At 47.7% G+C, this 11799-nt stretch carries 9 protein-coding genes; 2 read left to right on the top strand and 7 right to left on the bottom strand.

Going from position 1 to position 11799, the window contains the following annotated elements; genetic code table 11:
• Window positions 1-107 precede the first annotated feature (107 nt).
• Genes nadA through nadB form a run of 3 tightly spaced genes read right to left on the bottom strand, consistent with a single transcriptional unit; the run spans window position 108 to window position 3828 of the window.
• Complete coding sequence (nadA, locus tag JMI88_RS20270; protein WP_201363796.1) at window positions 108-1292, bottom strand: quinolinate synthase NadA; 1185 nt, start codon at window positions 1290-1292, stop codon at window positions 108-110.
• A 24-nt stretch (window positions 1293-1316) separates the two neighbouring features.
• Window positions 1317-2159, bottom strand: a complete 843-nt coding sequence (gene nadC, locus JMI88_RS20275) for a carboxylating nicotinate-nucleotide diphosphorylase (protein ID WP_201363797.1) — start codon at window positions 2157-2159, stop codon at window positions 1317-1319.
• Complete coding sequence (nadB, locus tag JMI88_RS20280; protein WP_201363798.1) at window positions 2152-3828, bottom strand: L-aspartate oxidase; 1677 nt, start codon at window positions 3826-3828, stop codon at window positions 2152-2154. Before nadB ends, nadC begins: the two co-directional genes overlap by 8 nt.
• A 399-nt stretch (window positions 3829-4227) precedes the next feature.
• On the opposite strand from nadB, the gene JMI88_RS20285 reads away from it, so the two are divergent.
• Window positions 4228-4854 carry a hypothetical protein gene (locus tag JMI88_RS20285; RefSeq protein WP_201363799.1) on the top strand — a complete coding sequence of 209 codons (627 nt, stop codon included), beginning with the start codon at window positions 4228-4230 and terminating at the stop codon, window positions 4852-4854.
• An 81-nt stretch (window positions 4855-4935) separates the two neighbouring features.
• On the opposite strand, the gene JMI88_RS20290 is transcribed toward JMI88_RS20285, so the two are convergent.
• The 4 genes from JMI88_RS20290 to JMI88_RS20305 all read right to left on the bottom strand — a co-directional run bounded on the left by JMI88_RS20290 (window position 4936) and on the right by JMI88_RS20305 (window position 9804).
• Window positions 4936-6144, bottom strand: coding sequence for an ROK family protein (locus JMI88_RS20290; protein WP_201363800.1), 1209 nt, complete (start codon window positions 6142-6144; stop codon window positions 4936-4938).
• Window positions 6145-6498: 354 nt separating this feature from the next.
• Window positions 6499-7389 (bottom strand): carbohydrate ABC transporter permease, encoded by an 891-nt coding sequence (locus JMI88_RS20295; protein ID WP_201363801.1) that lies wholly within the window; start codon window positions 7387-7389, stop codon window positions 6499-6501.
• A gap of 46 nt (window positions 7390-7435) precedes the next feature.
• Window positions 7436-8425 (bottom strand): carbohydrate ABC transporter permease, encoded by a 990-nt coding sequence (locus JMI88_RS20300; protein ID WP_201363802.1) that lies wholly within the window; start codon window positions 8423-8425, stop codon window positions 7436-7438.
• Window positions 8426-8538: 113 nt separating this feature from the next.
• On the bottom strand, window positions 8539-9804 hold the full coding sequence (locus tag JMI88_RS20305) for an ABC transporter substrate-binding protein (protein ID WP_201363803.1): 1266 nt from the start codon (window positions 9802-9804) through the stop codon (window positions 8539-8541).
• 1078 nt (window positions 9805-10882) lie between these two features.
• On the opposite strand from JMI88_RS20305, the gene JMI88_RS20310 reads away from it, so the two are divergent.
• Window positions 10883-11701 carry a carboxylesterase family protein gene (locus tag JMI88_RS20310; RefSeq protein ID WP_201363804.1) on the top strand — a complete coding sequence of 273 codons (819 nt, stop codon included), beginning with the start codon at window positions 10883-10885 and terminating at the stop codon, window positions 11699-11701.
• Window positions 11702-11799: the final 98 nt, after the last annotated feature.

The following is an 11799-nucleotide window of genomic DNA, read 5'->3' on the forward strand; positions in this document are numbered from 1 at the left end:
ATCGTACCTTTTTATATAAAAAGGAGATTTATATAAAAAGGAGACGCTATCCACCAAAAATGGATAGCGTCTCCTTTTTAGCTACCAGGGACCGTTTTAAGTTTGTTTCAGGCAAGGTCGAGCATTCGCTGGAGGGCGACACGAGCCCAGTGAGCGGTTTCTTCGTCGACACTGACCTGGTTGATAACGTTACCTTCTAATAGCTCTTCCAGTACCCAGGCGACATAGGCCGGATGGATACGATACATGGTTGAGCAGGGACAGACAATCGGGTCGAGGCAGAAGATGAATTTATCTGGATTCTCCTGCGCGATACGATGGACCAGGTTGATTTCAGTGGCGACCGCCCACTGGCTGCCAGCCGGTGCCTTCGCAATCTGCTCGATGATATACTCAGTAGAACCATAGAGATCGGCGGCGTTAACTACTTCCTGGCGACACTCAGGATGTACGATAACATTGATACCAGGATAATCAATCCGCGCCTTTTCGATCTGTTCGACGCTAAAGCGCATATGGGTTGAGCAGTGACCTTTCCATAGAATGATCCTGGAGTTGGCCAGCACCTCTTCCGCGTCATCAAAAGCCATTGGATCTTTCGGGTCCCAGACAACCATCTGGTCCGCGGCAATCCCATAGTGGGCGGCCGTGTTGCGTCCCAGGTGCTGATCGGGGAAGAAGAGCACACGTTTACCCTGCTTGAAAGCCCAATCAATGACTTTAGGAGCATTCGAAGAGGTACAGACGATACCGCCATTTACACCGCAGAAAGCTTTCAGGTTGGCCGCAGAGTTCATGTAGGTTACCGGGATAATACCGGCGTCGTCTCCCAGGGTCTCATGCAACAGTTCCCAGCACTCTTCCACCTCAGCAATATTCGCCATATCGGCCATTGAGCATCCGGCCGCTGGATTGGGCAGGATAACTTTCTGATGCGGTCCACTGAGCACATCAGCGCTTTCAGCCATAAAATGGACGCCGCAAAAGACAATATAGTCGGCATTCTTACGCTTAGAGGCCAGTTGCGCCAGCTTAAATGAGTCGCCACGGTAGTCTGCGTACTTAATAATTTCATCCCGCTGATAGTGGTGGCCCAGAATCACCAGACGCTCGCCAAGGGCGGCCCGGGCCGCGCTAATACGACGGTCCAGTTCCTCGCCACCCATCTCGGCATAAAACAAAGGAATCGCATCTACTCGCTTTGAAAGGTCATAGCGAGCGCGTTTTTGCGGATTCAGCAGTGGCAATACATGAGTTTCCTGGCTTACTGCACACTCGGTTTTGACAGCCATGGGTTTGCTCCTTCAGAAAATGCTCTATGCAAACTCTAGAGAGATGTTAAAGTTGGGTGCTGAGTGCGTCAAAGCACCAAGCGAAATGAAATCTACACCGGTGGCAGCGACAGCGTTTAAACGCTCCGCATCGGTTCCGATATCACCAGATGCCTCGATTAAGACACGAAGGCCTGCGCGACGAATCACTTCCACCGCCTGACTCATTTGCTCAACCGTCATATTATCCAGCAGAATAACATCGGCACCCGCGTCCAGCGCAGTGCGTACCTCAGCCAACGTCTCACATTCAACTTCAATTTTGAGCAGATGGGGTGCCATCTGGCGAGCCCCGGCTACCGCGGCCGCTATACTACCCGCCGCTTTAATATGATTATCTTTAATTAAGACACCATCATTGAGACCAAAGCGATGATTATGCCCACCACCCAGTTGCACAGCCATTTTCTCCAGAGCACGCAGGCCAGGCGTTGTTTTACGCGTGTCAATGATACGCGTACGCGAACCTTCTATGGCACGCACACATTGTGCAGTCAGCGTCGCGACACCCGACAGGCGCCCCAGAAAATTGAGGGCGACACGTTCGGCGCTCAATACCGAGCGGGCGGGACCTTGCAGGAGCAGAAGGTTTTCATCGGCCCGCACCAACGCTCCATCTTGTACTAATTGCTGAATCTGAATACGCTCGTCTATTTGTCGGAATACTTCTATGGCAACAGCGATACCAGCCACGACACCAGGCTTACGTGCCAGGACGCGTGCTTCTGACCATTGGTCCTCTGGCACTGTACTCAGAGTCGTAATATCAGCAAAGGCTCCATCTTCTTCTAACGCCTTCTTAATCAGATCCACAGGCGGTTTATACATGCGAGACAGCCTCCTTCTGCAGCTCCAGTGTTCCATAAGGATCACTGTGCAGAGGAACAAAAGCTAGATGCCGGGTGGCCAGATATGCGTCAGAGTTTTGGTAATCCAGACGCCAGTGACTGCCCCGACTCTCACGCCGCTCGAGAGCTGCAGTTATTACTAGCTCAGACACAAGCAGCATATTCAATGTTTCTAAGGTAAAGGTGTCCTGTTCATCTGCCAGGAACAACGCGGCGCGCAGCTGCTGAATCTGGCACTGCGCTTCGAGCAGCCCTTCCTGATCCCGGCACAGCGACACATATTGCCACATTAACTGCCTTACCGTACGGCGAACCTGTGCTGTTGACGGATCATGCAACAGACCAGATGGCAATACATCTACAGCACAAAGGGCATCATTATAGGTTAAAACATGGGCTGAACGATACAACGACGATGAGCGCATAGACTCCGTGCCATCCGTTTGTACGAGATGATCAGCAATGCGAATCCCATACACCAGGCCTTCTAACAGCGAATTACTCGCCAGGCGGTTGGCGCCATGAACACCGGTACAGGCAACTTCACCAACAGCATAGAGGCCATCCACAGTTGTATGTCCATAGGTATCAACCAGCACGCCCCCCATACAATAGTGGGCAGCCGGCGCGATCGGCAACAGGTCGGTCGCCAGATCCAGGCCATATTGCTGGCAGAAAGCGGAAATGGTGGGGAAGCGTGCACGCATCTTTTCAGCGGGCAAATGCCGTAAATCCAGATACTGACAATCGGTCTGTTCGATCAGCATCTCGTTCAAGATTGCACGTGCCACAACATCGCGAGGTGCCAATTCCTCTTGTGGACTGTAGCGTGGCATAAAACGCTCACCAGCATGGTTGCGTAGATATGCCCCCTCGCCACGCACCGCCTCGGAAATGAGATGGGAAGCCCCATCGACCACCAGAACAGTGGGATGAAACTGCATAAACTCTAGATCGGTTAGTGCGGCGCCCGCCTGCCAGGCCAACGCCAATCCGTCAGCAGTTGCGCCAGCTGGATTCGAGGTATGCAGCCAGAGGCCACCAGCCCCACCGTTCGCCAGCACAACAGACCGAGCCTCCACAGAGAAGGTCTCTCCATTGCGGTGTGTCGCTTGCAAACCCACACAGCGACCATCACGCATGATCAAATGTTGTACAAAAGTGTCTTCGTATAATTCAATCGAGGAACGCGCTTGAATAGCAGTCGTCAGCGCGCGCTCAATCTCAGCGCCCGTTGCATCACCACCGGCGTGCAACACGCGCCAGCGACAATGGGCACCCTCACGGCCTAACAGCAGCCCATCGGGTGTGGTATGAACATCTTCACCGGGGTGCGCCCGATCGAACTGGACACCCATTTCAATCAACCAGCGCACAGCTCCAGGAGCCTGCTCAACCAGAATACGTACTGCATCCTCATCACACAATCCAGCACCGGCAGCCAGCGTATCTTGCAGATGAAGCTCGGGATTATCATCATCCCCTAAAGCTACTGCAAGTCCACCCTGAGCATAACGCGTATTGCTCTCGCCGAGCTGACCCTTTGTAAAAAGGGCCACACGCACATGCTCAGGCAAACGTAAAGCTACCGAGAGTCCCGCGATGCCGCCACCAATGATAGCGACATCAAACGGTTGGCTGTGAGTCATGCCTTATTCTCCTTCGAATAAGTGTAACTTGTACACTTACGACTCAGACAAAAAAGAAAAGGTGTTTTTAATACACTAAGTCCGACCTTTAGTGTCAAGTGTACCCTATTTTGGAGCATTTGTCCATGCTAGACTATGCGAATCTGGCATTCTCCTCAAAATTTCTTGTCTAGCAGTAATGTCCAGTTTTGTCCAACAAAATCCAGCTCATATGATTTTTATTGTTAAGATAGCTTAACCTCATTCACGAAATAAACACATTGTTATCACTGTTTTCTTTTGCCTTTGTATAGGCAAAAATATATATAATAATGGAGAGTTTTTATTAGTCATTTTTATATGTACTATTGGCTGTTAACGTATGCGCTACTCATATCAAAGTATTTGACAAGAGGGATTATGTCAAAACAAGTTTTTGCATTGGATGCAGCTGCAACACATCGTATCACGGTCCATTGGATAACCGAAGCAGAGCCAGCTACCGTACAAATTAATGGTACGATATTAGGTACACTATCTACCGTTGAGGAAAAGGCAGCGGGCAAGGATTTCATCCTCCCTGATAATTCACCACTGCATGTGCAATTTTTCAATGGCTACCCCCAGGCTTTTAGAGCTGGTTTCCCCCTGGCTGCCATCCCTGATGTGGATGATGTGCCCATAAATCAGCGTCAGCGTGGTGGATGCTTAACGGCGTGGCTCATTTTCAATCTGGTAACTGCGGCAGTAGTAGCGGGGATTAATTTTCTGGCCACCTTTGGTGCACTGGTCAACAATAGAGTGGGAATCTCGCCGTTGGTATTTCTTGTGCTAGGTCTGTTGGGTATCGTAGCCATCGTGGGCTTTAGCTTATTGCTCGCCTGGAAAAAGCTGGGATTTTATCTCGTGGTGGGTCATATACTCGTTGCTATCGTGATCAATGCAATGATTCTAACCTTCGATGTAAAAACCTTCGCACCATTGGTAGGAATTGGGATTCTCTATGCCTGGCTCCATAAGGGGGGCATATGGAAACAGCTTGATTAGTAGTCCTTACAAAGATGGGAAGAGAGCAGAGAGAAGCGAAGATACCGCTTTCGCCTGCTCCTTCATTACAATCCAGAGCCATTAAAACTGTTTGGGGGATGCGAAGAAGTCCTGGAGCACAAGACACCCCGCGCCGCGCGCCCAGGATTCTATGGTTGTATTTTTTTCACAAATAAGCTGAAGATCTTTTCCGAGCTGTGAAAAGGTATGTTGCTTCAAGGCCGTTTCCATCGATGGCGATAAGAGCGACAGTAGATGTTCACCTTCGTTACAAATAATGAGACATTCTGGATTAAAAAGATTAATCAGGCAGGCGAGGCCATTGCCCAGATACGTACCAGTCAGGGCAAAAGCCTGTAGGGCATCCTCATTGCCTTGCAGGGCCAGTTCAACCAGTTGATCGACCTCAGAGACGCTCGCTGTATCGGAATGAGAAGGTCCCGCGGCCACAATCTCAGCATATGTGCGCAAAATTCCATGATCAGAGACATACGCTTCAAGGCACCCTTGATTGCCGCATTCACAGAAGCGCCCATTGGCATTAAAGGGAATATGGCCAAATTCTGCTCCCAGCCCTTGTGAACCACGAAATGGACTATCACGGATAATAGCCGCCATGCCCAGTCCACGCCCAAAGGTGACAAGCAAAAAATTGTGGTACATTTGTCCGCTTCTAAATAAGCGCTCATAGCAGATCAGACAATTGACCGAGTTATCCACAAAAACTGGTATCCCAAAATGTTCTTGCAAGGGAGGGCCAACAGTAACATTATGCCAATCCAGAATCCAGCTATCTACCACCTCGCCCAGTTGTGTATTGACACAACCAGAAATACCACATCCTATACCTAGCAACTTCTCTCGTGGGACCTGTGTGCGGGTAATAAAAGCATCCACGCTGCCAGTAATCCAATCAACCGCATACGCGGCATTACTACGAAACTGGGCCTCATAATGTTCTATCGCTACAATATTGCCATGCAGATTCAGCAATACAATTACCAGTTCGTACTCACGAATCTCTAGCCCAAGGACATAACCTCCTTCTGGGTAGATCTCTAATAGTTCAGCTTTACGGCCGCCGGTCGATTGAGTCTCGCCCGTCTCAACGATGAGTTGTTGTTCAATGAGACTCGCAGTCATGCCAAAAATCGTGCCCTGACTTAACCCTGATAAACGTCTGAGCTCAGTTCGCGATATGGGAGCATGCACACGGATCAAATTAAGTAAGGTATTCTGGTTGATTTTTTGCATCATCTTGCGATCTACTGGTGGGACCTGCCGATACATAGTTCAATCCTTTACCAAAATTCACCAAAGAGCAGTTGCGTGCTTCTATGCGCTACATGTATCAATGCTTTACACATTCCATCTTTATGATGTCTGTTTTATCATTGACAAAAAAAAGTATAGATGCTATGCCTGGTTTTGACAAGTAGCTGAGAATATTCAGATGTTCCGTTGCTCTCTGCACTCATATGGGCATAGTGAGAGGCCAGCTTATCCTTTAGCGACACCCAAACAGAAGGAGCTGTACTGACCTGTGAAGATGAAAAAGAACCAGCCGCTGTGATAACGCGGGCCGGTTCTTTTTTGCTAGTGCGGTCCAGTAGACACCAGATTACCAGGTGACCCGCGGATAATTTAGCCTTTGAGGCCAGTCTGAGTATAGCCTTCAACGATATAGCGTTGCAAGAACAAGAAGACAATTATCAGAGGCAGAATGGCAATCAGTGCTGCCAGAAAAAGTTCATGAAGCTCGATAGTTTGGGCAGTTAAGAAGGTTGAGAGCGATACCTGTACAGTCCAGGCATTCTCATTTTGACCGGTGATTACTAACGGCCAGAGGAAAGCATTCCATCCGCCAATAAAACCTACGACGGTTAAGGCAGCAATAATAGGAAATGAGTTGGGCACCACGATGCGCCAGAGAATACCCCAGTAGCCCAGACCATCTACACGAGCAGCCTCTTCCAACTCGCTAGGAAAATTCAGGAAAAATTGTCGGAAGAGGAAGGTTGTGAAACCACTAAAGAGTCCAGGAATAATCAAGCCCCAGACATTTCCAACCCAACCTAAAAACGAGACAATTGTATAGGTAGGAATAAAGGTGACGGCCCCCGGAAGAATTAAGGTCGCGAGAATGGCGCCAAAAACCCAGCCATTCCAGCGATAAGGAATCCGGGCAATACCAAAACCTGCACATAAGGCAACGAGAATGGCTCCAGTCGTCGTAGCGAGAGAACTGAGTGCAGAGATAAACAAACTGTTAGCGAAAGGAACGCTATCATCACTAAAAAGCTCACTGATGTTCTCGAAATGCAGCGTACTGGGGAACAAGGTCCAGTGAGGTGAGGTAATCTCTTGTTCGGTTGCCAGGCCATTACGTAAAAGCAAATAAAAAGGAATCAAAAAGATGATCGCGAGCACGATCAAGATAGTATAACGCACTATGCTGCCTATTGCTGCACCAGGGCGGGTAACTCTGGATACCTTTCTCGAGGATGTGCCAGTTCGAAGATTCGTCACTGCCATGATTCTTTCCCTGTGTCCTTTCAAAATGATCTTTGGTGCAGCCGCTTTAATTCGCTTTACCAAAACTTAAAAATTTACTCTGAAGCAGCGTAAAGATCATGATTGTCAGGGCGATGATAATCGCACCCGCACTACCACGTCCAAAATCGCCACCACCAATCGCTATCTGGTACAGATACAGCAACGGCGGGCGTCCAAGAACGATGTTACCGCTGGAGCCAGTAAAGCTGCCCAGAATGTTATAAAATTCATCATACGCTTGAAAAGCAGCGATCAAGTTCAGGATCAGAACAGCAACGGTCGTGTTGCGCAGGAGGGGCAAGGTGATATAACGGAAAGTGGGCCAACCTCGTTTAGCACCATCGACTTCGGCGGCTTCATACAATTCTCTAGGAATATCTTGCAGTCCGGCAATAAAGAGGATCATGTAGAAGCCTAATTGCAGCCAGAGACGACAGGTTACCAGGACGATCCAGAAGAGTGGGGGATTGGGACTGGTGAGCCAGGTGGAGATGCGCTCAACACCAAAAACGGCAAGCAGGGTATTCATTAATCCTGATTGAAGGCCATTGAAGATACCCATTTTCCAAATGAGTGAGGCAACGACGTAAGAGCAAGCGGTGGGAATAAAAAAGACAGACCGGAAGAAACCACGCCCATAACGAACACTATTGACCAGGAGCGCCAGACCGAGAGCAAATGCGCAGGTGGTTGGAATAATAAAAAGAGCGAAGAGGACTCCGGTGACCATGGCCTTGCGAAAAGAATCGTCGTTCAACAAGTTGAGGTAATTATCAAAGCCAATGAATTGAGTAGGTAGAATCGTGCTGCGCGCATTAAAGAAGCTAAGCACAATACTCCAGACGATGGGCAGAAAGGTGAAGACCGTTAGGCCAAGGATGAGGGGCCCAACCATACTCCAATAGGCCAACGTGGTGCGACGTTCACGCTTGCGCATTTGCTTTCTGGTGCCAGGCTGGATGTTTTGTGGCTTGCCAGTGGCTTCATGTACTGAGACTGAAGAGGAAGCATTCATTGTGAGTATCCTTCCTGTCTAGGAGGTAGTTGATGGGCAATATTGAAAATGGGAGGATGGGCGGGTGTGAATGCTTTTGTGCTATTCATCCTCCGCCCATCACTCATTCAAACTTAAAGTAGTTTCTGCAATTCGGTGTTACACTTGTCTTCGGCTTGTTTCAACTCGTCTTTAATATTGGCATTATTCTTGACCGCATGGGTGATCACATCACCAAATGCGGTGCCCATGGTACCATCCCAGATAGGAGGGGTTGCTTTGCCGTACTGGTTGGCGATCTTGACGGCTTCAGCAGCAGGGCCGCTCTGTAATTTCGTCGCTTTGCTCGCCAAGCTGGCACGTGGGGGGATGTGGAAACCGTAGCTGAGGCACCAATCTTCCTGATCTTTTGTATTGTCAATCCAGAGCCATTTCACAAAGGCTTTGGCAGCGTCTTTGTTTTTTCCCTTGCCAGAGACACAAGCACCCCAGCCACCCAGGAAGGTTGCAGGTGTCCCTTTATCATCCAATTTTGGCCAGGCAATGACGCCAAAATCATCTCCCAATGCCTTCTGAATCGCTGGCATCGCCCATAAACCTGTCCATTGCATGGCGGCCAGGCCCTGCGTGAAGGCCGATGGGTCCCACCAGTCCGTGGTGTTGCCGAGTAACAGTGCTTTCGTTTTGTTCAATTCAACAATCTTTTCAATGGCGGCCGCCGTACGGTCATTGTTGAAAATAATCTTATTATCTTTGCTGACAAAATCACTACCCGCAGACCATGGAGCGATAGTGCCCAGAGCACCAATGCCTCCATCATTGCCAAGGAAGAGACCTTTAACATCTTGTGTGGTCAATTTCTGAGCAACCGAGATAACTTCAGCGAAAGTTGTGGGAGGTTGCACTCCAGCCTTTTGCAGGAGGCTTTTGCGATAGTAGAGCAGACCGGTATCGTTGAGCATCTTGATACCATAGATTTTTCCATTGACGGTATATGGTGCCAGGCTGACTTCACTAAAATCGCTTTTTGCATCGCCGAACAAATCATCCAAAGGCTCGAAAAAGCCATTTTTGATCTGATCAACGCCAACACCTGAAATTTCAAAAACATCTGGTGGATTATTGCTGATAAGTGCTGCGTTCAGTACAGTACCATAGTCACCTGGGGTCCAACGCACAGTCACGTTAGCTTTGGTGTATTCTTTGGCATAACGCTTAGCAGCCGCTTCCGTACCAGTCTCACCATACTGATGATACCACTGAGATAAAGCGGTACCTCCTCCGTTACCTCCAGTACCAGGACCGACAGAGGTATTTCCACACGCGGCGAGCAACGAACCACCAATGGTTGCAGCTCCAGTATATTGCAAAAAACGGCGACGTGAAATAGATAATGCCATGATTACTTCTCCTTATCCATAGCAACAAATCCCATGGATAAAAACTAATCAATACACGATACGAACTTTCCCGTAGATAGCAGACACTGCTTACATGCATCTACGGAGGTCACCAGATTATATTGTTGGGAAACGTAATTGGCGTCGTTGGAGGAAGTAATGGTATAGTTGCCGATTATCAGCATGCTACTGGCGAAGAATGCATCAAAGCATTTTTTTGCAAACGCTTGATCACAATACAAACATGAAACAGTAGCACCATTAGGAAAATAACAGTGATGAAAAGGATTCCAGTTTATAGGCAGCGCTTGTAACAAACCTTTTGCTTGAAACAGAGCTTTAAGAGGACAATTTACTTGTCTGGAGGTAAATTTTCTGATTTTCGCAAATAAGAAAATTAAAAAGGATCTTTCCTTTTCCTGCTGCACTACAGTCTGTCCTTTTTCGTTTATGAAAAGCAACAATAAAACACCATCGTTTCCTGGACAAATTTGAGAACAATATTCTTTAAAGTGCTCACATCTCCTTTCCCAAAGTCTTTGCTGGCTACATACCTAAAAATTGGTGTCGGAAAAGATGCACTTGTTGCGATGATGGCTCTATGACTTGTCGTCCACAAAGCACACAAACGCAAATTCAGGTGCATAAATAAACAGTACTGTTAACTTACAACGTTGTAAATTTTACGAAAAAAGAAAATAATACTGTTTATCCAGCAAATTTATAGTTTCTTGAAGACGATAAAGTTACTTCACTCAATGACAATAATATAAATAATCAGGAAGAATTTGTCAAGCTTATTTAGTTAATATGATGATTTTCAGTATTCCCTTAATATAATAATTCTGGATAGATTTTTAAGTAGCTACATGTTAAACCAGATGAAGGAGCAAAGGTATTCTCTTCGATGGTATGCTAATAATAAGTGAGTGGGTGGGTGAGGAATAATATGACCTTATTCATATGAGTATGCACGCTATATAACACAGTGAGACAAAAAGCTATTCAATAACGATGTATTGCTATGAACAATCATTTATTTTTATGTTAGACAACAGCTAAAGAAGGATTATCATCAGTGCATAACACCTGGCAGAAATTCGCGCTCCCTATTATTAGCACAACCGTACTCATTCTCTGTATACTCGTTGGCTATTTTCTTTTTTTGTACAATACTCCTGGTGTAGCCAGCCATGTAGTCTCTCATTCAACCAGCCATGCAGCTCCCTTACTGGCCAAGAAGGTCGCAACCATTGACGGCTATCAGAAACGCGTCTTTACTAACAACCAGGGACATACCTTACCTTACTATTTCTATCAGCCGACCCATTATAGTCCAGCACACAAATATCCTTTAGTCCTCCTTTTACATGGAGGAGGAGAACGTGCTCAACCACACAATACGCCAGCTCAGAATCGATATTTGTTATTTAAGCAAGATTATGTCAAGGTATGGAGCGATACCTATACTGGAGCACATAACCCGAATATCCAGGAGCACTGGCCAGCCTTTATTGTTGTGCCGCAGGTAATGATTCCCCATCAATGGATAAACACACCATCCCGCAAAGGCTCGTACAAGCAGGCTCCTCAGCCGACACCGGAACTGCTCATGGCCAAGCAGCTCATAGATAGTCTGCAAAAGCAGTATCCAGACATTGACCCACACCGACTCTATATTACAGGCGTATCGCAGGGTGGCTATGGAACCTGGGATATGATTGAGCGCTGGCCACACTACTTCGCTGCTGCCGCACCCATTTCTGGCGCTGGTGATCCTGCGAAAGCAGGTTTGTTAAAAAATCTTCCTGTCTGGGCTTTCCATGGCGCGAAAGATCCTATTTGTACCTGTTTCTGGTACACGCCAGATGATTGCCGCCATGAGAGCAGCCGGTGAATCACCGCGCTACACAGAGCTTTCCAATGGTCAACACTATATCTGGGGCGAAATCTATTCCCTAAATAACGCCAAAGATCCAGTCCCAGGTTTTTATA

Source organism: Dictyobacter formicarum (assembly GCF_016587435.1).

What these genes read in the sequence shown, in the direction of transcription:
- nadA (WP_201363796.1), bottom strand. Translation starts at nt 1,292, where the DNA reads ATGGCTGTCAAAACCGAGTGTGCAGTAAGCCAGGAAACTCATGTATTG.
- nadC (WP_201363797.1), bottom strand. Translation starts at nt 2,159, where the DNA reads ATGTATAAACCGCCTGTGGATCTGATTAAGAAGGCGTTAGAAGAAGAT.
- nadB (WP_201363798.1), bottom strand. Translation starts at nt 3,828, where the DNA reads ATGACTCACAGCCAACCGTTTGATGTCGCTATCATTGGTGGCGGCATC.
- JMI88_RS20285 (WP_201363799.1), top strand. Translation starts at nt 4,228, where the DNA reads ATGTCAAAACAAGTTTTTGCATTGGATGCAGCTGCAACACATCGTATC.
- JMI88_RS20290 (WP_201363800.1), bottom strand. Translation starts at nt 6,144, where the DNA reads ATGTATCGGCAGGTCCCACCAGTAGATCGCAAGATGATGCAAAAAATC.
- JMI88_RS20295 (WP_201363801.1), bottom strand. Translation starts at nt 7,389, where the DNA reads ATGGCAGTGACGAATCTTCGAACTGGCACATCCTCGAGAAAGGTATCC.
- JMI88_RS20300 (WP_201363802.1), bottom strand. Translation starts at nt 8,425, where the DNA reads ATGAATGCTTCCTCTTCAGTCTCAGTACATGAAGCCACTGGCAAGCCA.
- JMI88_RS20305 (WP_201363803.1), bottom strand. Translation starts at nt 9,804, where the DNA reads ATGGCATTATCTATTTCACGTCGCCGTTTTTTGCAATATACTGGAGCT.